The sequence below is a fragment of the Halalkalibacter nanhaiisediminis genome, from assembly GCF_007830185.1.
GTDB lineage: Bacteria > Bacillota > Bacilli > Bacillales > Bacillaceae_D > Halalkalibacter > Halalkalibacter nanhaiisediminis.
The window spans coordinates 305,237-329,537 of record NZ_VLKZ01000003.1; the positions used below are offsets into that span (position 1 = coordinate 305,237).

The window sequence follows — 24,301 nt, forward strand, 5'->3', positions numbered from 1 at the left end:
CATGCTTCCATATTTATCATTAAATCAAACGTTCCATCCAGAGACGTATTTAAAAAGCTGGGAAGCAGTTGAAAAGAAAGTATTTGAAAAAGGCTTTACGTGGGCCACGCTTTTTGAAAATGGTGAAGATAATCAATATTTGAGTGACTCGTTGCTTGTGCTTCCAGAAGCAATGGCGCATGAAATTAAGCATGCGACAAAAGCTGTCCACGATATTTTCCAGAAAACCTACCAACAAATCGTGAAAAATCCATCTGTAATCCATCAATTAGGTATGCCAATCATGTTATGGGATCTACTGCTCACACCTAATTCGACGACGTTTTCTTATTTTACACGATATGATTTTATCGCATCAGCGAATGGGTTAAAGGTCATTGAAGGAAACACTGATACACCCGTAGGCATAGTGGAATCGGCGGTTGCTCAAGATGTTCTTTGTCAGGAATACAACAAATTAAATCCGAATGCACCAATTGTGCAAAGAATTAAACAAACCTGGGATCAGGTGATAAGAGATTATCACATTCGAAGCTCTGACACGTTATATTTCACATGTGCTGATTGGCATAACGAAGATAAACAAACGGTTCACTACTTGATGAGTTTGTACCCACAAACAGCAACTTACATTCCGTTAGAACACATCGTTGTAGAAAAGGATGGAGTCAAAACGCCTGAAGGAGAACCAATTACGTTTTTGTATCGTCTTTATCCACTAGAATATTTCTTGGAGGAAAAAAGCGGAACAGGAGAGCGAATTGGAGAGCAGTTCCTCAGTCACATTATGGAGAATAGACTTAAGGTTATTAATCCGCCTTCTGCATTACTTATGCAATCGAAGGCTGTGCTTGCGCTTATTACAGAGAAGAAGAAAGAATGGTACTCAACAAAAGAGCAAGAAATCATTGCAGAATATTTTTTACCGACTTATTTTAAAGCAGACATACTACAGTCTTATGTGAAAAAACCTTTATTAGGTCGTGAAGGTGGAGGCATTCAAATTGTCAGGAATGGGACGATTTTAGAGGAAGATACTGAGTATTATCAAACGCAACAGGCAATCTTCCAAGAATACTTTCCGATGCCAGATCAAACAGTGGATACATGGGATGGGCCTTATATTGGCAAGTTGCTCATTGGTTCTCATGTCCTGAATGACGAGCCAAGTGGTCTGTTTTTACGAGTAGGTGGACATATTACAGGGAATCTTTCGATGTTTGTCCCTTATACAACGAGTGATTAGTGAAGTGAGTATGGGCAGTCTCAAAAAGTCATAAAACGACTTTATGAGGCTGTTTTCTTTTTTCTCTCAATTAAGTAATGTCAGTAGTATTGGTCTTTGGATATGGGGTCAAATAAATAGTCTGACATATTTCCTTACACAAAGTATTTATATTAAATAATTGTTATATATAATTAAGTCAAACAATTCTCCTTTACTATAAATTTCTATATGATAAGCAAAAATAGAACACATAATTATTTATCATGTGTTCTAATGTTTTGATTCATTAGATTTATAAGTTTTCTGTATCTTGCATCATTTTTAGGGTCGATTTTAAATTGAAAATTCCTTGTTATCTTATCTTCTGGCCTCGCATCAAATAAATCATCATAACAAAAATTTGGAGATTCTGTATTGATGTCTTCGATATTCTGTAAATGTTTTCTCTTTCCTTTATCATCCAAAATTTATATATTATAAGCTGAAATTCCTCAGTGATAATGCTGATAGGAGTGATAACTTGCTATCAATCGTGTTTTTAACTAAACAACCCCAGCCCTTTATAAGTTTTTGTTTCTTAACAACTTGATACCAATTTGATTACAAAGAACTCTTAGGAGACCTACGCCCATTCTTCTTTTAAAAGATAAATGGTCATTATAAATCATGCTATATTCCAATGAGGAAACCGCACCACGATTCATCTTAAAATCAGAAGCTCCTGAACTCCAATGACCAATTAAACCATGCCTTTCCCCTTCTTGATAAATCAGATTACTTAATACTCGATATAATCCTAATTTGTTTCCTAAATCGACTCTGTATCCTAATATGGGAGTTGTCATAACTCCATTTCGATTCCAGTAACCAATACAGCCAAGCATTTTCCCATCTTTTGATATTCCGATAAATTTAAATAGCTCATTTTCCATACAATGACGATAAAACGCTGTCGTAAATAATGGATTGAAGTTTGAATACTTGCCAATATAAAGCTGATTATACAATTCTTTTATTTGCTCCATGTTTTCTTCTGTTGGTTCAATATCTTCTATTTGTTCATACCCATGTTGGATAAGCTGTCTTTCGTCTTTTTTGATGTGTTCCCTCTGTCTTTTCTTCAATTGATTCCAAGGTTTGGCAATATACACTTGACGACTAACCAGTTCTTTGAATCCATTTTCCTTAAATGAAGAAATTAAATCTTCATGTAAATAATCCGATAGTGAACGAAAAACAATCATGTGTTCAGGAAATTTCTTGGTTAGGAACTCAACTATCCTTTTAATTTGAGTGCTGGTTAGGTCTATTTGTAAATTGGTTGAAAACAGCCAATTGTTCACATAAACCACTTTATCAATCCCTGTTTGTTTTAAGAAAGATCCTACGCTTTTCATAAGATAAGTTAATCCTTTTTCAAGAATAGGCTGTTTTAAAAGATATAATTCTTCTATTGCGTAGGAGATATAGTGAGAAAAAAGGGAAGATACATAGGCATTTTCGTATTCCTTTTCATTAATGGTAACAGGTAGCAAGATGTCATTCACCGATAATAAGGCAATCGTGGTTTTTGCATTTTCAATGTATTGGGTTGATTCCCCTTTAACAAGCGGATAGAAGAATCTTTTGACATCGCATGAATCCTTTGTTTTAGGTTCAGGCATTTCATCAATAGTCTCTCTGTCGTATAACGCAATCATACGATTCCCCCTTCTATCTGAAAGCATCTCTCCACCCTTCTTATTTTTATTCCTCTTGGCGGTGCTTGGTAGGTTGAGAATGAGATAGTAGGAAGAACACATTCCATCTCCTTGAAGAATTGTTCGAAATTCCCTTTGATTGTCATCTGTACTTGCTTCCTCTCATTAATATCAGGAAGTGACAATTCCACATTAATATGGTCAAATGTAAGTTGCTTCACTTTATATTCTAAAGAAACGTCAGAAGATGAAATAATCGCTCTTCGGATGAAATCAGAAAACAAAATTCTAACTCCTTCGTCTTTGATTCTTTTTCCGTAAAATAAGTCATCACAACGACCATCTATTTGTTTTAACGTCATGAAGTGAGAGCCACAAGTACACGTTTCTCCTTCTGTTAATACGTCATTTAAACGGTAACGAATGATAGGTTGAGACGTTCGAGTAAAGTCTGTAATAACAGGTACAAATTTCCCTGCTTGTTTATCCAAGTATTCTTTTTCAATAATCACTAAATCTTCATTAACATGCAGAGTCCCATGAGGACAGGTATAAGCCAAGAATCCTTCTGTACATTGATAAATTTGATGTACCTTCTGTTGAAAGACTTCTTCAATTTCCAATTTGTCCTCTGCATTTAAGGCTTCAGCAACTGACACAATCTTAAGAGGTTGAATGGATAGCTTACCTTCTTTTTTAGCCTGTGCTAAAATCCTCAACTTTGAAGAAGGAGCTACCACAATGGTGGGTTGATATCTGTTTAATCGGTCAATATGATTTTCAATTTCATCCAATAAATCAAAGAAATGAAAGGCGATTTTTGGGTTATTAACACTATTGTAGAGATTGCTGTTCGCACGTAAGAAAAAGGCGATTGTTTGCTTCTTCCCGAAAAAGAGAGAAGTAGGGATGACTTTCCCAAGGATATTTCCTGCCCATCGAACCTGTTCTTCTTGACTGACAAGAAATAGCCCTCTATTTCCAGAAGTTCCAGAGGATAAACCAACGGTAACATCCTCTAATTTTGGAGAAAAATCTCTTGATTCTTCACTTGCCAATGCAACTTCAAAAGCCTCTTTCTTTTTAATTCCAACCGTATTCAATTCATCAAATGATTTCATCATGATTGACTTGTCCATAAGAGGCAACTTTCTCCACTCGGAAAACGAATGCTGTTCAAAGCGTTTTTGATAAAACGGAGAAAGCGGTACAATTTTAGATAAATGTAACCGCACTTTTTCTTCTTGATACTGTTTGATTTGTTCTATTGATTTAAACCTATTGACTCGTCTTGCAAGATAATATTCTTTCAAAAATAAATAGAGTAGATTTATTTTCACTAACATAGACCTCTCTTTCTATAAAGTTACTTGGTCATCATGACAAGGAATGATTTTTACATTAGGGTGTAGGGTATGAATCAAATGCAACTTCTGAATGTTTTCATAATAGTCGTGGTGTCGTTTTATAATTAATTTAGCGAGTTTACTTGGAAAAACCTGTTTTTCATACGTTTCAGACAGCCAACAAGCATCCGAAATGAAGAAGTATAGTTGTTCCTTATACGTTAGTAAAATACCGAATTGGTGGCTTGTATGACCTGGTAAACTGATTCCTAAAATACTTCCATCTCCCAATAAGTCATATGAATTGGGATAGATGTCGCCAATCGTTGGTGTTTCGACCACAAAAGTATCTTCTATATACAAGGAGCGTTCAGCAAAATTATTCGGTAGCAATGTCGGGATAAATGCATTTCGTAGTGCTGAGAAACCTTTTTTATCCTTTACTTCTCTATACTCTTCTTTTGAACAAATAAATTTCGCATTAGGAAAATCCAATAAACCGCCCATATGGTCAACATGAAAATGAGATAAAATAATATACGTAACGTCTTTTGCGGGTATCCCCATATTTTCTAATTGCTCTTTTGCACTTTCACCTTGTTCTAAATAGATAGGTGTTGTCTTTGCATAAATTTGAAAAGGAAAGACTTTCATTGCATTGATTACATGGTTTGAATAACCTGTATCAAACAATATAATTCCTTTAGTTGGATGCTTAATTAATAAAAAGGAAGCAGGAAAACGAATGTTTTTCATCTTTCCATTTGTTTTTGCTATTCTTTCTAATTGAGTGCAATATCCAGCCTTCAACAATGTAATATCCAATTTAATCAACCTTCTTTTCTTGTTCCTTGTACCATTTAGCGTATCTTTCTATGCCTTCACGTATAGAAATCTGTGGTTCATAGCCTAAATCCAAATGAGCCTGTTGAATGTTTAACGTCTGAGTTTTTGCTAATACACTTACACTGTATTTCGTAAGTTTTGGCTCTTTGTAATGAAATAGGTGTTTGTGAGTCCACTCCATGAACCCTGCTAATATAAATAGAAATCCATAAGGTACTTGAAGTTTACGGAATGGTTTATCCATTTCTTTAAAGCAATATTCTAATAATTGATGGAATTCAATGGTTTCTCCATTGGTAATGTTGTATTTCTTTCCAAGATTTTTTTCATCTGTAAATAAACAAAGAACGATGGCATGCACAACATTTTCTACATAAGTTACATCCATTTTATTTTTGCCACCGTTAAAAAGAGGGACACCAACTTTGTCATTAACAGCTATTAGTTTTGGCATTAAGGCGTTATCTCCTTCACCGAAAATCGCTCTTGGTCGTATCGTGATAACAGGTAATCCTTTTGAAAAGGCTTTATCTATTTCTTGTTCTGCTAACCATTTGGTTTTTGCGTAATCGTTGACCATTTCTTTCGGTAGGGGATGGTCTTCTTTTACGCCTTTACCATCAAAGCCTTCATCATCATTAAATTTAAAATATAAACTTGGTGTAGAAACATGAACAATCCGTTTTACACCATGCTTTTTTGCCCCTTTGATGATGTTGATAGTGCCTACCACATTGCATCGATAGAATTCCTCATATTTACCCCAGGGTGAAGACAAAGCACCAGCATGAATGATGTATTCCATTCCTTTACATGCTTCAATTATTTCTTTTTCTTGCGTAAAGTCGATATTTAGAAAATGAATTCCTTTTTCTTCGAGCAGTTTTCCTTTTTCTTTATTTCGACCAATTGCATAAACATCATAGCCTAATTTTTTAAAATGTTCGGCAACATGACTTCCTAAGAATCCTGTACCACCTGTAACTAAAACCTTTTGTTTCACGACTAATCTCCACTCCATTCAATATCGGTTGTTGTTAGTTCCGTCAATCCTTTGCCACTCTTTCTTTTTCTTGCTAACATAACAATCAAAATTATCCCTTGATAGAAATATGGCATTTTATCTTTCGAGGAATAGATAACATCCTTTGAATGAATGAAATCTTTAATGAAAGAACGTGGTCTTTGAAAAAGGAATCCTTCTGTTAATCCGTACATCAACATAGGGATTCCGAGTTTAAATACTTTATTTCCTGTTGGTGTTACTCTTTTTTGAATTTTTTGCTCTAGAAATACAGAACAAAAATCAGCACACCCATCAAATAAATGCAGTCCACTTGTTGCTCTTGGATTACATTCGATTGGATAAAAGTCACCTTCAATATCTTTTATAAAATCAAAAGCGATTTGTCCTGTGAAATTTAACTCTTTTACGATACGCTCTACAAATTCTTCAATTTTAGGTTCAATTACATGTTTGAAATATACGTTTGCTCCTAATCCTGCGGTATATACAGTGGGGTAACATGTATGAGCAATTAATTCCCCTTCTACTGCCACAGAATAAGAACAATACTGTCTTCCTTCTATATATTGCTGTAACACCCAAGGATTTTCTGCGGATACCTGAATGTGTGGTATTTCTCCGTCTGTAAAATAAACATCCGAAGCAAAACGGGAATAAACAGCTTTTAATATCATTTTCTGATGTGAAAACTTACTAAAATGTTCCGTTAAATTTTTCATTGAGGTAAATTCATAGGTTTTAGGATACATATAGTCATTTTGTTTTAGATACTGATAAAAAGTAAATTTATTGTGAAGTAATCGTAAGGTATCTAAATTGTCACAAAACACCGAGATATTATGTTTTTGAAACTCTTCCTTTGATTTTGAGATATGGAACAATTCTTCGCATGTAGGAATCATTAAGTCAATCGAATAATTCTTACAAATTTGAATAAGGGCTTGAATGTAATTGACGTGATTATCATTCGGTTTTGGAACAACAAAACTACGTTTAATAACATTTGATTTTTTAGAAAGATGATAAGTCTCACTTTCCGCAACATAGATGGTGTTTCCATTTTCATGTAAGATTCTTGCAAGGTGAAGGGCGACAGGAGAACGCCCCCCTGTCACCAGTATGTTTTTAGTATTCAAAGACTAAACCTCCAAGTGATAACCCTGCCGATGTGCCAAGAAGTAACACTTTATCTCCACGTTTGATTCGGTTTTGAACAATCGCTTCATGAAGTGCCATTGGAATCGAGGCAGAAATGACATTTCCGTGATTTTCAATGATGCTCATGAACTTCTCTTCAGGAACGTCTAATTTTTTACGCATAAGTTTCATTGCCATCGCACTTGCTTGGTGAGGAATTACCATATCAATATCTTGGATGGTTAATCCACTGTCTTTGAATAGTCGCTCCATAAATCCATTAATTAATCGAGATGATAGGCGAAATATTGCACGACCATCCATATCAAATAGATATTCTGTTTTGTTTTTTTCAGAATAATGTCTGGAATGAAGGATTGAGCCACCACCTCTAACTTCTGTCATATGAACGCCTTCTGGGTACGTCTCAATCAAGGAAGTTTTAATAGAAGAAGTCTCTTCTTTTGAAGATTTGCTGATAATAACAGCACAAGCTCCATCTCCAAATAGTGTGTAACTTTCATGTTGATTAGGGTTTATCGCAAGGGATGAAATTTCACTCGAAACAATCACGACATTTTTATATCGTTCAGCTTCTACAAGGTAGGAGATAGTATCTAATCCGACAACAAAACCCAAACAAGTTGAATCAATGTCGAATGCAGGGATTGGATGGTTTTTAAATACCATTTTTTCTTTGATAAGACTTGCTTGGCAAGGTAATGGCTGGTCAAAGGAGGCAGAGGTTGAAATAATGCAATGCAAATCTTCCTTTGTCATATTTGCATTTTTCAGGGCTTGTTCAATGGCTTTTACAGCCATATCTGAGTTTACCTCTCCATCTACAACATGTCTTATTTTCACCCCTGACTTTTTGGCTGCCCATCCTTCTTTTAATCCTAACTTTCTATCTAATTCTTCTGATGTAACAATTTTTGAAGGCAAATATTTTCCAGTTCCAAGAATACGAATGTTTCTGCTCATTTTAATCTTCCTCTCTACATCATATTTAGTATGAATAATTTACCTATTATCTATAAAAAAAGTAATCTATAAGTTGACTAGCAATTTGGTGCCTATATACGCTTATTGCGCTAGAGTATAGTTTAACATATGTTGTAAAAGGTACTGTCAATATGGGTCAAGGTCAATTAGTAATGCTCGGTGACAGAAGGGGGTATTGCAAAAGAATCCATAGTTAAAAGTCTAGTTGATAAAACAATAGATGAATACGAAAAGGTTGATATTTTAGTAAATAATGCGGGTATTGTAACAAAAAGTAAAATTTAAGGCATGGGTGTTGAGATGGGGGATAGGATGATGGACATTGATTTGAAAAGTGTGTTTTTTACGACAAATTAATTGGTGCCATCTATGATTGAGCAAAAATCAGGAAGAATTATTAATATCTCATCACAATTAGGGCAAAAGGTGGAGTTAAATTAAGTCACTACGCTGCAGCAAAGGCAGGGGTAATCGGGTTTACGAAATCCATAGCGCTTGAACTTGGACCATATAATATTACCGCTAATTGTATTGCTCCGGGACCTATTGAAACAGAACTGTTTTTAGGAATGAGTGAAACGTTTAGAAATGAAAAGTAAGCAAACTAGTCATTCAGCGTTTTAGAAAAGTAGAAGAAGTTGCCCCGACTGCCGTTTTTTTAGCTGCTGACCCTGATGGTAATGTTTATACTAGTCAAACATTAGGACCTAATAGTGGAGATGTTATGCTATAAAATCGCTGTAACTCCAATCTATCATTAAGAGATAAAAGTATATTATTTATTGGATATTTTTAAGAAATAAAGCTATCTAAAGAGAATCATTTCGATATTAAGCAAGGTTTTAATTTATGCTTTATTTAAATCAAATAGGAATAACAAATAAAACTCCATTAATAACTAAATGGAGTTTTATTTGTTCATATCTTTTATAAGTGTTAAATGTAAATACTCTTATTATTTCACTAGATTTTCAACAACTTCATCAATGGTTTGTTCACTTGCGATCAAACCAATAATTGTCCAGTTGCTAGCATCACTAATTTCATACACTTGATCTGCTTGAACGGCAGGAAGGTCATTCCAAACCGAGCTAGCAAATAACTCATCTACACCCATTTCTCCTTCAGGGTTCAATAAGAAAATATGATCAGCGTCTAACTCAGATAACTTTTCAATTGTAACAGGATCCCAAGTGTCACCTGTATCTGGAAGACTAGCTAAAAATTCCGGAGCTTGAATTTCTAAATCTCCGTATATGACATTTCCACTAAATCTTGTCTCATCAACGACATAAAATTGCTTATTCATGACCCAAATAATCGCGGCAGACTCTTCGCCGATTGCTTCATTAATTTGTTCCTTCGCTTCTACTACTTTTTCATCATATTCAGCTAATGCAGCATCAGCTTCGGCTGTTTTATCAAGAAGCTCACCCATTGTTTGAAGCTGCAAGCGCCAATCATTACTTGCTTCATCTGTAAAGACATAGCTCGGTGCAATTTTTTGATACTCTTCATACAGACCATTTTGAATGGCAGATGCAGAGCTAAACATAACGAGATCAGGATCAAAGCTAACCACTTGTTCTAATGGAAGATCCCAGCTAATTTTTGGAACATCAGCTAATTGTGGTTGCAAATAATCTAGGACTGATTCGCCGATAGACCACTGAGCGGCTGGTGTAATTCCAAGGGCAAGCAACGAATCTTCTAAATAAGGAGCGATAATACGCTCTGGATTTGCTGGAATGACAAGTTCATCTGTCATTGCATCCTGCACAACCTTTTCTGATGCTATTTCCTCTTGTTCACCAGTTGCTTCTGCCGGTTCATTTGTTGGAGCAGACTCATTATTTCCGCCACAAGCTGCAAGAAGTAACACTAATAGAAATAGACCAATATATACTCCGATATTTTTTTTCATGCGTACCATACATGTTCCTCCTAGAACGTTCTCTTGATATAACAATGATAATGATAATCACTATCTTTTTCTTTGTCAATGAGATTTTTAATTGCCTAATTCTTGTCAAAGCCATCTTTCATGAAAGGAAAAATATTATTATTGGATCCAATTAAAATTCGATCAATTTTATAATCGGATCCGATTTCGTATTTTAAAAAGTCGTAAAACCTTAATTTCTTTGTTAAAGTAAATGAAAAAAATAAATTTTGGATTATATTGCGACTATTTAAAAAACATGCTATTATAACTTTGGATCCAATCGATCTTCATATCATTTGAGAGTTATGATCAGAAAGAGATGATAAGATGCAAAAAAAGGAAGCTCCAAAGGATAAAACAATGATCCTTTTTAATGTGACAAAGAGATTGCGAGAAGAAATTTTAAATGGCAACTTAAAAAAAGGTGAAAGACTTGTACAAGAAGAGTGGGCAGGGAAGCTAGGGGTTAGTCGAATGCCGATCAGGGAGGCATTGCGTCAGCTGGAGCACGAAGGACTTGTGAAGCTTGAACCACATAAAGGTGCGATTGTTACTCCCATCACAAAAGATGATATTGAAGAGATCTATCATTCTAGGTTGCTTTTAGAAAGTTTGGCTGTGGAAAAATCGTTACCTCATTTAACAGAAAAAGATATTGCAGAAATAGAAGACTTACTCCTTAAGATGGAGTCGTTTAATATCGCAACTGAAAACATTGATTATTATGTTCAAGTACATGATCAATTTCACAAGAGTTTAAGAAAAAGGTCACCTTGGGCAAGGGTCGATAGCATGGTTGATCGTTTAGGTATTTCTCCGATTGCACCGAGTTTGCTTGTCGGCCATTATAGTGAAACTCAGAGGGATCATCGCTTGATTTTTGAAGCGATAAAAAGAAAGTCTGCTTCTGAAGTTCGTTTAGCAGTGGAATACCATATTTTAAGAACGAAAAATCATCTAATTGAGTACATGGAAGAATTAAAAATGCTTGATCAATAAAGATACATACACACGGAGGGGAATACGATGTACGATTTTATTATTGTTGGTGGTGGAATTGTCGGTCTTTCAACAGGAGTATCATTATATGAACGCTTTCCAGATGCGAAGGTTCTTGTATTAGAAAAAGAAAAAGAGTTAGCCAATCATCAAACAGGTCATAATAGTGGGGTCATTCATTCTGGAATCTATTATAAGCCTGGTAGTTTCAAAGCGAAATTTGCTCGTGAAGGAAGCCAATCAATGACAGCCTTCTGTCAGAAGTATGACATTGAACATGATATTTGCGGAAAAGTAATCGTTGCCACAAAGCAAGAGGAACTATCATTACTTGATAATCTATTTGAACGTGGTCAGCAAAATCAATTAGCGATTCGTAAAATTGGAGTGGAAGAATTAAAAGAAATTGAGCCTCATGTCAATGGCTTAGCAGCGATTCATGTTCCGATGGCGGGAATCGTGAACTACAAGCAGGTGAGTGAAAAATTTGCTGATCTTATTAGAGAAAACGGTGGAGAGATAAAAAAAGGTTTTGAAGTAAAAGATGTTAGAGAAACGGATGAAGGTGTAGTTATTGAAACACAAAAAGAAACATTTAAAACGAAATGGATGATTAATTGTGGTGGCTTACAAAGTGATCGTGTGGCAAAAATGACGGGTTATAACCCCGATTTAAAAATCGTCCCATTTAGAGGTGAATACTTCAAGTTGAAGCCTGAAAAAAGAAATCTAGTGAAACACCTTATCTATCCAGTTCCGAACCCTAACTTTCCGTTTCTAGGCGTACATTTTACACGAATGATCGGTGGAGAAGTAGATGCTGGGCCTAACGCTGTCTTAAGCTTTAAGCGTGAAGGATACAAAAAAACAGATTTCAATTTAAAGGATTTTAGTGAAGTCATGGGTTATGGTGGTTTTTGGAAGCTTGCAAGTAAGTATATGAAGGAAGGCATGGAAGAAATGGTTCGTTCCTTCAGTAAAGCTCGATTCGTAAAAAGTCTGCAAGAATTAATTCCTGAGATTACAGAAGATGATTTAGTGCCTGGTCCATCAGGTGTACGAGCGCAAGCATTAAAAAGTGATGGCGGATTAGTTGATGATTTTCATGTAATTGTTGGGAAACGTTCGGTACACGTATGTAATGCGCCATCACCAGCTGCGACCGCATCAATTGAAATTGGGAAATCAATCGTGGCGAGAATCCCAGAATTAGAGAAAAAAATGGTTATTAGCAACGCTTAATCATAAAAAAATTTTTAAGAAAATAGATATTCAGAGCTTTCTTAGGAAAAACAAGAATTAACTGTTACAACAACCATTTTGATGAAAAAATGGTTGTTGTTTTTCGTTATTTTCAGACAATACTTTTTATGCTGAGTAAGCAAAATTTTCTGATAGGTATTGCAATCAAGTTGTGATGTTGTATACTTGTAATACAAGTAGTCAACTAAATCATGATTTTTTACCATTGAAAGCCAAGTCTATATAAAAAATACGGATAAAATGATATGACTAAGTCGTTGCTAAGGTATAATAATAGATAAAATATAGAGAAAATAAGTAAGCGCTTAACAAATGGCAAGGAGTGAGCAGTACGGTGACAATACCAATACAGCGACGGAAAATATCAGAACAGGTATTAGAAGAAATAAAAGCATTAATCAAAAATGGTACGTTTAAACCAGATGAAAAGCTTCCTTCTGAAATGGAGTTAGCCAAAATGTTTCAAGTAAGTCGTTCGCCAGTTCGCGAGGCAATTAGTGTGTTAGCTGCAACTGGGATGGTCGAATCTAGACAAGGTGGAGGAAACTGGGTTAGGAAAGTTGAATTTGCTGAGATGCTAGAGCAAGTGACAATAGAATTGGTTGATATTAAGCAAGTATACGAATTGCTTGAGTTGCGAACGATTATTGAAAGTGAAGCTGCAGCATTAGCAGCTAAAAGGCATGATCAAAAAGATATTATAGAATTAGAGGAAGCATTACATGTACTAGGTGAAAACATGTTAAATAATCGAGGAAGTATCGGGGATGCTGAGGACTTTAAGTTCCACAAAACAATTGTAAGGGCTTCCAAAAATCCATTTTTAGTACAAACAATCGAAAATATTTCAGATTTATATCAAAAAGCATTAAAGTTCTCTCTAAAACAAAATGTTGCGTACGAAAAAAGAGAGAGTGTTTTTCATGAGCATCAAGCTATTTTTGAGGCAATCAAAAATCGAGATTCAGAAGCTGCAGCAGAAAATATGAAAAAGCATCTTCGCACGGCAAGAATGAAGCTGGGAGACACGTTACTACAAGATAAATGATATACAGGGGATGTTTGCGTTGAGTGAAATGAAAGCGATTGATTCAATCATAGATGAATTAAAAGGTATTGTTGATAGCGATCGATTTTTCACAAATGAAGAAGATCTTGTTAGTTATTCTTTTGACGCTTCATTTGGAATTTACATGCCAGAAGTGGTGATACAACCAACTTCTACAGAAGAAGTACAAGCAATTGTGAAGCTAGCAAATACACATAAAGTCCCCATTTGTCCGCGGGGGCAAGGGACAAGCTTAAGTGGTGGTCCACTACCTGTCAAAGGTGGCATTGTTCTTGATTTTGCACAATGGTCGAGCAAGTTAGAGATTTATCCAGACGATTTAGTAGCAGTTGTATCGCCTGGCGTCTTAACAGCTAAAATCAATGCCGCTGCAAATGATCATGGTCTTATGTATCCTCCTGATCCGAGTAGTTCGAATGTATCGACAATTGGTGGGAATTTAGCCGAAAATGCAGGTGGACCAAGAGGATTGAAATACGGAGTAACAAAGGATTATGTCCTCGGTCTAGAAATTGTCACTGCTGAAGGCGAAATCATCCGAACAGGTGGTAGAACGGTTAAAAATGTGACAGGCTATGATTTAACAAAATTAATTGTTGGTTCAGAAGGGACACTAGCGATCATCACGGAGGCTATTCTTAGATTAATCCCGAAGCCACCTGCATCTCAGACATTAATGGCTGTTTTTGATGATATCGTTGATTCAGGAAGATCGATTTCAAAAGTATTAAGTTCAGGTATTCTCCCTGCCAAAATGGAAATTATGGACCAAACATCGGTCATGGCCGTTGAAAACTATCAACCTCTTGGTCTGCCAACAGATATTGAAGCCATTATTTTAATTGAACTTGATGGACATCCTTTAGCGATTCAAGAAGAAATTTTAAAAGTGCAGACAATTTGTCAAGAAGTAGGAGCAAGAGAAGTAAAAGTGGCGAGCAATGAGGAAGAAGCTGAAGAGCTATGGAAGGCAAGAAAGCTTGTTTCACCAGCAATTGTCAGGTTAAAGCCGACAAAAATTTCCGAAGACGCGACTGTTCCAAGAAGCAAGATCCCTGATATGTTCCAACGGTTAAAAGAGATCAAGGAAAAATATCAAATTGATCTAGTGGTATTCGGTCATGCTGGTGATGGAAATTTACATCCAAATATCATTGCCGATCAACGAGATAATGAAGAAATGGAGCGAGTCGAGCTTGCCGTTGAAGAGATCTTCAAAGCGGCGATTGAGCTTGGAGGGACGCTTTCTGGTGAACATGGAATTGGGACGATGAAAGCACCTTTTATGGAACTTGAGCTAGGTAAGGTTGGCTTAAATATGATGAAGCGAATGAAGGAAGCTTGGGATCCAAATAATATTTTAAACCCTGGCAAAATCTTTGCCGAAGAAGGGCAAAAGTTGGTGTTAAGAAATGAGCGATAGTGAACTTTATTATGGTTTAGCATACAATGAGACGTTTGATTGTGTTCAATGCGGATACTGCCTTCCTTCATGTCCAACCTATCAAACAATGAACAAAGAAACACATTCTCCTAGAGGGCGAATCAATCTCGTAAAAGCAGCAGCAGAAGGCAGAATTTCACTTGCTACCTTACAAGAACCAATTGATTTATGTTTAGGGTGTCGTGCCTGTGAAACGGCCTGTCCAACAAATGTTCAATACGGGAAAATCCTTGAAATGGCAAAGGTTGCCCTTCAAAGAGAAAAGCATAAGAAATCAAAAGCAAAAAAAGCATTCAGCAACATTGTCTTTAAGCAAACGATTCCAAATGAATCGCTATTAAATGTCATGGGGCACGGTTTAAGATTCTATCAACAAACAGGCTTGCAAAAAATGGCTCATACATTAGGGATACTTAATCTATTACCAGAAAGACTGGCTGCATTTGAGAAAATAACGCCAACTGTTTCAAGTCCATCAAAGAAAAAGAAACGTGAAACAATCTTAAAACCAACACTTAAGCCGGCATACAAAATCGGGTTCTTTAAAGGCTGTATCATGGATACGATGTTTGCAAATATTAATGATTTAAGCATGAAGCTCCTTCAAGAAAGCGGTTGCGAAGTCGTGTTGATTGAAGAACAAACTTGTTGTGGGGCTTTACAAAATCATAGTGGAGATCGTGATATTGCAAAAGATCTTGCTAAGCAAAATATTGAAGCATTTGAGAGGTATGAGTTTGATTTTGTTGTGAATAGTATCGGTGGTTGCGGTGCAATGCTTGTTGAGTACCATCATCTCTTTGAGGATGATTCGAAATGGTATGATCGCGCAAAAGAATTTGCTAATAAAAATAAAGATATTAGTTATATTTTGTCAAAAGTAAAGCTACCATTTAAAAAAGAGATTAATAAAGTTGCAACGTATCAACCATCTTGTCATATGTCGAATGTTCAAAAGCTTGTGCAAGAGCCACTTTCTTTACTGAAATCCGTACCTGGTATTACGTATAAAGAACATGCTGATAAAAACATGTGCTGCGGATCTGCCGGTATTTATAATCTTGTTAATTATGATGAATCAATGAAGATTCTCGATATGAAAATGGAAAATGTAAAGCAGAAAAATCCTGATATCATTGTGACTACAAATCCAGGTTGCCACCTTCAAATGAAGCTGGGTGTAGAACGAGAAAAGTTAGCAGATTCTGTTGAAGTTGTCCATTTGGCCGAACTTTTAGCTGAAGCATGTGATATGACAATCGATTAAGCTGTTGAAAGTATCCAAATTTGTCTGACAAGTAGACTAACGGACAAGTTATTCAATTTTAATGAGGGGGGATAACAGCAAAAAGTGACGTACCTGAGATGACTAGAATAGCTACAATATTGAAAAAGAAGGAGATTTTTATATGTCTATCAACAATTCTTATCAATTTTATATGCCTACAAAAGTAGTAACCGAAGTGAACAGTTCAAACCATACTGGAGAGATTCTTAAAGAAGTTGTTCAAGATGCAAAAGTATTAATCGTTACTGACCAAGGGATTATCAATGCTGGTTTATTAGAGGGCGTTAAAGCTTCTCTTGAAGCAAATAATTTCTCTTACGCCATTTTTGATAAAGTTGAGCCTAACCCAAAAGCCGAAACAATTGGAGTCGGCGTTGATTTCTTAAAAGAAAATAACTGTGATGTGGTACTAGGAATCGGTGGAGGAAGTAGTATTGATACAGGTAAAGCCATCGCATTCATGGCGACAAATGAAGGTCATGTACTAGATTATGAAGGTCTAGGAAAAATTCCAAAAGCGCCGCTTCCAATTATTGCGATTCCTACCACATCTGGGACAGGTAGTGAGGTTACAGCTTCAACGGTTATCACGAACGAAAAAACATTGTTTAAGGCAGCGATTGTGAGCCCAATGTTGTTCCCTAAACTAGCGATTTTAGATGCTGCGCTAACGGTGAAATGTCCTCCATCAATCACGGCAGCGACTGGAATGGATGCGCTTACGCATGCGATTGAATCCTATGTTTCAAAGCAAGCTAACCCAATCAGTCAAGCATTAGCTCTACATGCGATCAAGATGATTAAAGCAAGCTTACAAAAGGCTTATTTTGTCGGATCTGATATTGAAAGTAGAAGTATGATGTTAGAAGCTTCGATGATTGCTGGCTTTGCTTTCTCTCAATCTAGATTAGGAAACGTTCATGCAATCTCTCACTCATTCGGTGGAGTCTTTAACATTCCACATGGTATTGCAAACGCTTCACTGTTACCTTTTATCCTAAAATTTAACTTACCTGCTTGTCCTGAGCAAATGAAAGATATAGCAATTGCATTAGGCGCAGACGTTACTGGATTATCAACAGAAGAAGCTGCTCATAAAGTACTAGAGATTGTCATCGAACTAAACAAATCATTAAACATTCCACTAAATATTAAAGATCTAGGTGTGTCACTTGATCGCATGGACAAGCTTGTTGAAGACTCAATGAGCAGTGGAAATATTTTAGTGAATCCTAGATTAACAACAGCTAAGGATGTACAAAAAATCATTGAAAATGCCTATTACGGCAAACTATAAATAAGGGGGAAATACGATGAAAAAATTACTAACAGGTGCCATTTTTGCATCAGCACTATTTTTAGCAGCTTGTGGTGGGTCTAGTGATACTGTAACAGAAGGAGGAGCAGACGCATCAGCTGAAGGTGAAACGTACACAATTCAAATTGCGCACTCATCACCTGCAACTGAAGACCGTTTAGAAGCTTCATTACAAGAGTTCAAGAAAAATGTTGAAGAAAGAAGTAATGGTCAAATCCAAATTCAAACATATCCTGCTAGTCAGCTAGGGGGAGAGCGTGAACAACTTGAAGCAGTACAGCTTGGTTCATTGGAAATGGCAGCGCTATCAAGTGGTCCTTTCCCAGGATTCTTTGAAAAGATGATGATCTTTGACCTTCCATATATCTTCGCTAATGAAGAAATTGCTTATGAAGTATTAGATGGTCCGTTCGGTCAACAAGTTTTAGACACAATGTTAGAAGAAACGGGTATCCGTGGTTTAGCATGGGGAGAAAATGGTGTTCGTCACTTTACAAATAGTGTAAGGCCAATCGAATCTCCTGAAGATGTTGCTGGTTTGAAAATTAGAACACAAGAAAATCCTGCTCATATGGCAATGGTTGAAGCTTTAGGTGGGTCTCCAAACCCAATGGCATTCTCAGAAGTATATAGTGCCCTTCAACAAGGTGTTATTGATGGACAAGAAAACCCTGTTTCTCTCATTGAGAGCATGAGATTCTATGAAGTAAATGATTATTTAACATTAGATGGCCATGTATACAGTACATTCACGCTTATCGTTAATGATGCATTTTTCCAAAGTCTTCCTGAAGAATTACAAACGATTTTACAAGAAGAAGCACTTGTTTGGAGTGACGTACAACGCGATTTAAATCGTGAGCAAGTTGCAGCTGGACTTGATTACTTAAAAGAACAAGGTATGGAAGTTGTAGAATTGTCTGATGAACAACGAGCTGCATTCCAAGATGCAACAGCACCAGTTATTGAAGAGTACAGATCAATTCTTGGTGATGAGTTAATTGATGGCTTGTTTGAGGCAATTGCAGAAGCAGAAAGCAATTAATTTGATAAAAGTTTTTCATTAGAGTAATAAGGGAGAAATCCCTTATTACTCATTATTGGATGGTGAATTCATATGAAAAAAACGGTAGAGACAATTGATAAAATTCTTACTTTTATTGAAGAGAATATTTTGTTTATCTTTTTAGTTGTCATGTTAGGCTCTGTTTTCATTGGTTTAGCAAATCGTTATCTATTCCAAGAATCGTTAAGATGGACGGAAGAGTTAGCAAGATACTTATTAATCTGGGCAACCTTTGTTGGTGCAAGTTTAGGTGTGAAAAAAGGAGTTCATATTTCTATTGATGTTTTGACAGTTTATTTACCAGAGAAAATCAACAAAGGTATGCGTGCTATAAGTTATATTATTTCAATCGCGTTCTGTATCTCGATCTTATATATCGGAATTCCATTTATTAATACGTTAATGGCGACAAATCAATTATCTCCAGCCTTACGACTACCAATGTATGTTGTCTATTGTGCTGTGGTTGTTGGTTGCTTCTTAATGGCAATAAGGTTCGTTATGGTATTTATCACAGATATCATTTACAACGAGAAAACACAATCTGATGATGTCGCGAAAGTCGATTAGTCGATCAAAGAGGTGAGATAATGGCTACTACTTTATTTGTTTTACTAATAATTTTCTTACTGTTAAATGTTCCTTTAGCAATCAGTGTTGCATTTGCATCGATCGTCGCACTATTAGTAGCGGATATGAATGGCTTTATCGCTGTACAAAGAATGGTTACGGGACTAGATACATTTTCACTAATGGCTATTCCGCTCTTTATGATAGCAGGTAAGATCATGGAAAAAGGCGGGATCTCAAAGCGTTTAATCGATCTTGCTGCAAGTATGGTTGGATCGTTAACAGGTGGTTTTGCGATTGTGGCGGTACTCGCTACGATGTTTTTCTCAGCTATTTCAGGATCAGGTCCTGCAACGGTTGTAGCGATCGGAAGTATTATGGTTCCTGCGATGGTTAAGGCTGGTTATGATCTAAGATTCTCGCTTGCATTAATTGCATCTGCTGGAACAATTGGGGTTATTATCCCTCCAAGTATTCCGTTTATTACATACGGAATAACAGCCAATGTGAGTATTGGGGACTTATTTCTTGCGGGGATTTTTCCAGGGATCATCATGGGTATTTCATTAATGATTTATAGCTATTTTGTTTCGAAAAAACGCGGCTATAAAGGCGGAGAAAAATTTTCATTTCCAGTCTTGGTCCAACGTTTTAAAGAAGCATTTTTAGGACTATTAATGCCATTCATTATCTTAGGCGGTATTTACGGCGGTATTTTCACGCCAACAGAATCAGGAGCAGTTGCTTGTGTATACGGTCTGATCATATCGCTATTTGTTTATAGAAGCATGAAAGTATCAGATTTAAAAGCAACATTCAATGAAGCAGGTCTTTTATCGGCAATGGTTCTCTTTATCATTGGAACAGCGAATTTAATGAGCTGGATCTTAACGACAGAGCAAGTTCCTGCAAAAGTATCATCAATCGTAGGCGACTTCACTGGTAGTCAGCTAGTGTTATTACTCATTATTGCAGCGATCTTCCTTTTTGTCGGTACATTCTTAGAGTTAAATGCAGCGATCATATTATTGGTACCGATCTTACTACCAATCTTAGGAGCATTTGATGTTGATTTAATTCATTTTGGTATCATCATGGTTGTGAACTTAGCTATTGGATTACTTACACCACCACTTGGGGTAAACCTGTTTGTTGCCAAAAGCTTGGCGGATGTTTCCTTTAATTCAATCGTAAAGGCTGCAATTCCATTCTTGATCGTTCTAATCATCAATCTATTATTGTTCATTTTAATTCCACAAATCTCAACGGCTCTGCTTTAAATAACCGAAAAGAGGGAGGAATCTAACATGTTTTATGAAATGAGAACCTATACGATTAAAGTTGGTAAAACACCTGAGTACTTGAAACACTTTGAAGAAGTAGGACTCCCTATTATTTCAAAATATGCAAAACTTATTGGTTGGTGGTATACCGATATTGGGGAGTTAAATCAACTCATTCATATTTGGGAATATGAGAGTTTGGATGATCGTAAGAAAAAGAGAGAAGCGCTTTATCAGGATGAAGATTGGCTTAATCATTTTGTTCCAACTGCCTTTCCTATGCTAGAAAAACAAGAATCCAAGATGATGTACGCAGCTAATTTTTCACCAATTAAATAAAGATAGATTCAAAGGAGTGGAAATCATGACAGCAAATTATTTGAATTTTATTAATGGAGAGTGGAAAAGCGCTCTTTCTGGTAAAGTAACAGAAAGTAAAAATCCTGCAAATAAGGATGAAGTGGTTGGTACATTCCAAGATTCAGGACAAGAAGAATTGGATCAAGCTGTAACAGTAGCAAACGTTGCATTCGAAGCATGGAAAGACCTTTCATCTGTGGAAAGAGGAAATTATCTATTAAAAGCAGCCGACATCCTTGAAACACGTCTTGATGATATCGCTGAAGCAGCAACAAAAGAAATGGGAAAAACATTAGTAGAAACAAAAGGGGAAGTAACGAGAAGTATTTCAATTCTACGATACTATGCTCTAGAAGGTATGCAAAAAATTGGCGATGTTATTCCATCTGCTAATAGCAAAAACATTCTTTATACAAAGCGTGTGCCTTTGGGTGCAGTAGGGATCATTTCACCATGGAATTTCCCAATCGCAATACCGATCTGGAAAGTGGCTCCAGCATTAGTTTACGGGAACACTGTTGTCTTAAAGCCTGCATCTGAAACAGCCATCACGGCTGCTAAAATCGTTGAGGTATTTGCTGAAGCAGGGTTACCAAAAGGTGTCCTAAACTTAGTAACAGGTAGAGGTTCTGTAATTGGAGAAGGGCTTATTCATCATAAAGGTATTAAAGCCATTTCATTTACAGGTTCAAATGGTGTTGGAAACCAAATTGCGAACGGGGCAGTTGCTCGTGGTGCGAAATTCCAATTAGAAATGGGCGGAAAGAACCCAGCTATTATTCTAGCTGACGCAGACTTAGATCGAGCTGTGACGATGACGGTTGATGCGGCAATGAAGCATACAGGTCAAAAATGTACAGCTACGAGCAGAGTGCTTGTTGAGAGCTCTGTCTATGATGAAGTGAAAGAAAGAATTTTAGCAAAAGTTCGTGAAATAAAAGTTGGGAATGGCTTTGATGCTGATACGTATATGGGACCACTTGCTTCAAAGAGCCAGTGGGAAACAGTGAAGAGCTATATTGCAAAAGGTAAAGAAGAAGGCGCTACTCTGATTCATGGTGGTAATGTTCCAGAAGGCCCTGAATTTGAAAATGGCTACTATATGGAACCGACTGTATTTGATAACGTGACTAATGATATGGCGATCGCTCAAGAAGAAATCTTTGGTCCAGTTATCGGTTTAATAAAAGTTGAAAATATTGATGAAGCGATTGAGCTAGCGAATGACATTCCATTTGGTCTAAGTGCTTCAGTCTTTACTAGCAATCTAGCGAATTCAATGAAATTTATCGATAAAATTGATTCAGGTCTAGTAAAAGTAAATGGCGAAAGTACAGGCTCTGAGCCGCATGCTCCGTTCGGCGGTATGAAAGAATCAAGTTCAGGTTCTAGAGAGCAAGGAAAATCAGCAATCGAATTCTTCACTTCGTTAAAAACTATTACTATTACTCCTTAAGTTAGTGTATAATAGTTAAGTTCAAAAAATAAAAGGTCTGACTACTTGGGCAACGATGTTGAATAATGATTATTCAATAGAAATACAACAATTGTCGTTACGAGTGAGTTAGGCCTTTTGGATTCACCCTTTTTTAACAAATCTTACTACAGTGTGAATATGAACATGAATTTTAGTTTAGATGAGGAGATAGTTGAAAATGAAAGTTGATGAAATTGTAGAAACGAAAGAATTGTTAAAAGGGGAGCTTAAACAAGACTATCTTGTTGTTTATCAAGAAGTCATCAATAAGAATGTCGAGTTAGTGAAGGATCAAATGGTTGAAACAAGCAAGACAGTTGAAAGAACGCTTAACATTTTCAAAGGTGAAGTAAACTCAACATTAAAAAAGGTTCAAGCATATCCAGTTGAAAAAGATCTTAACGTAGATAACTTACTAGAAACAATTAAACATGATCACAAAGAGATTTTTATTTAATAGATGTACGTAGTATGATAGATATACTAGTGGGAGAAGCAATGTTAATAGCTTCTCCTTTTTTCATATTCACGTAAGAGAGGAGGAGAGAGTCTGGATATTTCGGTTATTTTTATGTCTGTTAGTATGATGGCGATTATTATTTTGTTTGGAATGTTAATTGGTAGACGACTTGAGATTAATTTTGAAGCAAAGCGATTGTTAATGATGATTATTATTAATATTGCTGTTCCTGCGATTATTTTTAACGGAATTTTCAATACGAAAATTAGTGATGAGTTACTTGGAAATATGCTGGCGATTTTTATCATTTCGATTGTTCTTAATATGATTGGCATTGGGCTAGGGTGGCTTGTGGCTCGTCTTTTTGGATTTCGTTCTTTGAAGGCAAGAAAAATCGCGATTTTAGCAGGGATCGGAAATACTGGGTTTATTGGGATTCCGCTTTGTGCGCAAATTTTTGGCCCTACTGGGGGATTGCTGGCGGCGATTTTCGATGCGGGTTTGGATGTTGTTGTCTTCACACTCGTCATTATGTTGTTGCAGCAGGGGGAAGCTTTATCTCTGCGTCAGTTTAAAGCGGTTTTTAATATCCCTGTCATGGCGATTATGGCTGGAATTATCATTGCGGTTATAGGCTATGAACCACCAATGATTGCTAAAGAATTGACAGCTACGTTAGCGAACTTAGCTGCACCTCTGGCAATGATTTATGTTGGACTTCTTATACCGAATTTTTATAAACAAAAAAAGAAAACATCACTTCGATTCGTCAGTATCCCCTTGGTCATGAAATTGCTAGTATTTCCTTTCATGATGATAGCTCTCTTGCAAGTGCTTCCTCTTACATCAGAGGTTAAACAGGTTGCCTTTATTCAAGTATCAATGCCTACCTTTATGCTTGCTACTGTCTTATTTGCTCGCTATGCTGATGATGAGGATACAGCTGTCATGACGACGGTATATTCCACCCTTCTTTCATTATTGACCATTCCTTTTATTGCATATGTAGTAAGTGTTTTGATATGAAAAAGAGCATAGGAAGATTACAGATGATGCCACAGATTAATGACTTTTAGTGAAGTCATTGATCTGTGTTTTTTTTACTATTTAATAGTATAGAAAAATATACTATATAAAAAATGAGTTACTATCTAACTGAAAAGTGCGTACTTATCTAAATGGTTATTACATAATATAATGAGTGTGTACTTGAGGATTAGTTAATAAGCTTAATAGACTATTTTTCTTGTGAAAGTTGGTTAGTTCTTAGTTGGAAAGAAAAGAAAAAGGAGTGATCGTAATGTTCAGATTTAAAGATCAAGCTACTCCTCAGCGAATTTGTGAGAGATGTCTAACTACCTTCACAAAGGTTGAAAAGTGTCCTACATGCGGTTATGCCCATTTTCATGAAGTCGTACTATCCGATCCATATAAGGGAAAAAAGATCACAGAATCAAAAGTAGGGTAAGA

Annotated in this window: 23 protein-coding genes and 1 pseudogene; 17 read left to right on the top strand and 7 right to left on the bottom strand. The window is 36.2% G+C overall.

Going from position 1 to position 24,301, the window contains the following annotated elements; all coding sequences use genetic code 11:
• Position 1: 1 nt before the first annotated feature.
• Positions 2–1,246 carry a glutathionylspermidine synthase family protein gene (locus IQ10_RS06850; RefSeq protein WP_144449725.1) on the top strand — a complete coding sequence of 415 codons (1,245 nt, stop codon included), beginning with the start codon at positions 2–4 and terminating at the stop codon, positions 1,244–1,246.
• A gap of 542 nt (positions 1,247–1,788) precedes the next feature.
• On the opposite strand, the gene IQ10_RS06855 is transcribed toward IQ10_RS06850, so the two are convergent.
• Genes IQ10_RS06855 through IQ10_RS06880 form a run of 6 tightly spaced genes read right to left on the bottom strand, consistent with a single transcriptional unit; the run spans position 1,789 to position 8,268 of the window.
• The gene (locus tag IQ10_RS06855; protein ID WP_144449726.1) at positions 1,789–2,928 is read right to left on the bottom strand and encodes a GNAT family N-acetyltransferase; all 1,140 of its coding nucleotides are present in this window, start codon (positions 2,926–2,928) and stop codon (positions 1,789–1,791) included.
• A complete protein-coding gene (locus IQ10_RS06860; protein WP_437177674.1) occupies positions 2,925–4,262 on the bottom strand; it encodes a F390 synthetase-related protein in 1,338 nt (445 codons plus the stop codon). The genes IQ10_RS06855 and IQ10_RS06860 overlap by 4 nt, the downstream gene beginning before the upstream one ends.
• Before the next feature lie 24 nt (positions 4,263–4,286).
• Positions 4,287–5,099: an MBL fold metallo-hydrolase gene (locus IQ10_RS06865; RefSeq protein WP_144449728.1), complete on the bottom strand. Its 813-nt coding sequence runs from the start codon at positions 5,097–5,099 to the stop codon at positions 4,287–4,289.
• A 1-nt stretch (position 5,100) separates the two neighbouring features.
• Positions 5,101–6,123, bottom strand: a complete 1,023-nt coding sequence (locus IQ10_RS06870) for an NAD-dependent epimerase/dehydratase family protein (RefSeq protein ID WP_242009776.1) — start codon at positions 6,121–6,123, stop codon at positions 5,101–5,103.
• A 2-nt stretch (positions 6,124–6,125) separates the two neighbouring features.
• Positions 6,126–7,283, bottom strand: a complete 1,158-nt coding sequence (locus tag IQ10_RS06875) for an ATP-grasp domain-containing protein (RefSeq protein WP_144449730.1) — start codon at positions 7,281–7,283, stop codon at positions 6,126–6,128.
• Positions 7,273–8,268 carry a beta-ketoacyl-ACP synthase III gene (locus IQ10_RS06880; RefSeq protein WP_144449731.1) on the bottom strand — a complete coding sequence of 332 codons (996 nt, stop codon included), beginning with the start codon at positions 8,266–8,268 and terminating at the stop codon, positions 7,273–7,275. The genes IQ10_RS06875 and IQ10_RS06880 overlap by 11 nt, the downstream gene beginning before the upstream one ends.
• A gap of 180 nt (positions 8,269–8,448) precedes the next feature.
• On the opposite strand from IQ10_RS06880, the gene IQ10_RS18380 reads away from it, so the two are divergent.
• Positions 8,449–8,574 (top strand): SDR family NAD(P)-dependent oxidoreductase, encoded by a 126-nt coding sequence (locus IQ10_RS18380; RefSeq protein WP_144449732.1) that lies wholly within the window; start codon positions 8,449–8,451, stop codon positions 8,572–8,574.
• A 72-nt stretch (positions 8,575–8,646) separates the two neighbouring features.
• Positions 8,647–8,888, top strand: a pseudogene (locus tag IQ10_RS18885) (SDR family NAD(P)-dependent oxidoreductase); the annotation flags it as partial.
• A gap of 356 nt (positions 8,889–9,244) precedes the next feature.
• On the opposite strand, the gene IQ10_RS06895 reads toward IQ10_RS18885, so the two are convergent.
• A complete protein-coding gene (locus tag IQ10_RS06895; protein WP_144449733.1) occupies positions 9,245–10,222 on the bottom strand; it encodes an ABC transporter substrate-binding protein in 978 nt (325 codons plus the stop codon).
• A gap of 339 nt (positions 10,223–10,561) precedes the next feature.
• Between IQ10_RS06895 and IQ10_RS06900 the strand changes: the two genes are divergently transcribed.
• The 14 genes from IQ10_RS06900 (at position 10,562) to IQ10_RS18005 (ending at position 24,299) form a co-directional block, all read left to right on the top strand.
• A complete protein-coding gene (locus IQ10_RS06900) occupies positions 10,562–11,233 on the top strand; it encodes a GntR family transcriptional regulator (protein WP_144449734.1) in 672 nt (223 codons plus the stop codon).
• 27 nt (positions 11,234–11,260) lie between these two features.
• Positions 11,261–12,475, top strand: coding sequence for an L-2-hydroxyglutarate oxidase (lhgO, locus tag IQ10_RS06905; protein WP_144449735.1), 1,215 nt, complete (start codon positions 11,261–11,263; stop codon positions 12,473–12,475).
• 355 nt (positions 12,476–12,830) lie between these two features.
• The gene (locus IQ10_RS06910; protein WP_199757392.1) at positions 12,831–13,544 is read left to right on the top strand and encodes a FadR/GntR family transcriptional regulator; all 714 of its coding nucleotides are present in this window, start codon (positions 12,831–12,833) and stop codon (positions 13,542–13,544) included.
• Positions 13,545–13,572: 28 nt separating this feature from the next.
• Positions 13,573–14,988 (top strand): FAD-binding oxidoreductase, encoded by a 1,416-nt coding sequence (locus tag IQ10_RS06915; protein WP_199757399.1) that lies wholly within the window; start codon positions 13,573–13,575, stop codon positions 14,986–14,988.
• Positions 14,978–16,276 carry a (Fe-S)-binding protein gene (locus IQ10_RS06920; protein ID WP_144449736.1) on the top strand — a complete coding sequence of 433 codons (1,299 nt, stop codon included), beginning with the start codon at positions 14,978–14,980 and terminating at the stop codon, positions 16,274–16,276. Before IQ10_RS06915 ends, IQ10_RS06920 begins: the two co-directional genes overlap by 11 nt.
• Before the next feature lie 142 nt (positions 16,277–16,418).
• Positions 16,419–17,594 carry an iron-containing alcohol dehydrogenase gene (locus tag IQ10_RS06925; RefSeq protein WP_144449737.1) on the top strand — a complete coding sequence of 392 codons (1,176 nt, stop codon included), beginning with the start codon at positions 16,419–16,421 and terminating at the stop codon, positions 17,592–17,594.
• A gap of 16 nt (positions 17,595–17,610) precedes the next feature.
• Positions 17,611–18,660 (top strand): TRAP transporter substrate-binding protein, encoded by a 1,050-nt coding sequence (locus IQ10_RS06930; RefSeq protein WP_144449738.1) that lies wholly within the window; start codon positions 17,611–17,613, stop codon positions 18,658–18,660.
• A 72-nt stretch (positions 18,661–18,732) separates the two neighbouring features.
• Positions 18,733–19,251 (top strand): TRAP transporter small permease, encoded by a 519-nt coding sequence (locus IQ10_RS06935; RefSeq protein ID WP_144449739.1) that lies wholly within the window; start codon positions 18,733–18,735, stop codon positions 19,249–19,251.
• Between the two features lie 20 nt (positions 19,252–19,271).
• Positions 19,272–20,531, top strand: a complete 1,260-nt coding sequence (locus IQ10_RS06940; protein ID WP_144449740.1) for a TRAP transporter large permease — start codon at positions 19,272–19,274, stop codon at positions 20,529–20,531.
• Between the two features lie 27 nt (positions 20,532–20,558).
• Positions 20,559–20,873 carry an NIPSNAP family protein gene (locus IQ10_RS06945; protein ID WP_144449741.1) on the top strand — a complete coding sequence of 105 codons (315 nt, stop codon included), beginning with the start codon at positions 20,559–20,561 and terminating at the stop codon, positions 20,871–20,873.
• A gap of 25 nt (positions 20,874–20,898) precedes the next feature.
• Positions 20,899–22,350: an alpha-ketoglutaric semialdehyde dehydrogenase GucD gene (gene gucD, locus IQ10_RS06950; RefSeq protein ID WP_144449742.1), complete on the top strand. Its 1,452-nt coding sequence runs from the start codon at positions 20,899–20,901 to the stop codon at positions 22,348–22,350.
• A 199-nt stretch (positions 22,351–22,549) separates the two neighbouring features.
• Complete coding sequence (locus tag IQ10_RS06955; protein WP_144449743.1) at positions 22,550–22,828, top strand: hypothetical protein; 279 nt, start codon at positions 22,550–22,552, stop codon at positions 22,826–22,828.
• A gap of 114 nt (positions 22,829–22,942) precedes the next feature.
• The gene (locus tag IQ10_RS06960; protein WP_144449744.1) at positions 22,943–23,857 is read left to right on the top strand and encodes an AEC family transporter; all 915 of its coding nucleotides are present in this window, start codon (positions 22,943–22,945) and stop codon (positions 23,855–23,857) included.
• Positions 23,858–24,131: 274 nt separating this feature from the next.
• Positions 24,132–24,299, top strand: coding sequence for a hypothetical protein (locus IQ10_RS18005; protein WP_158640007.1), 168 nt, complete (start codon positions 24,132–24,134; stop codon positions 24,297–24,299).
• The last annotated feature ends 2 nt before the right edge of the window (positions 24,300–24,301 follow it).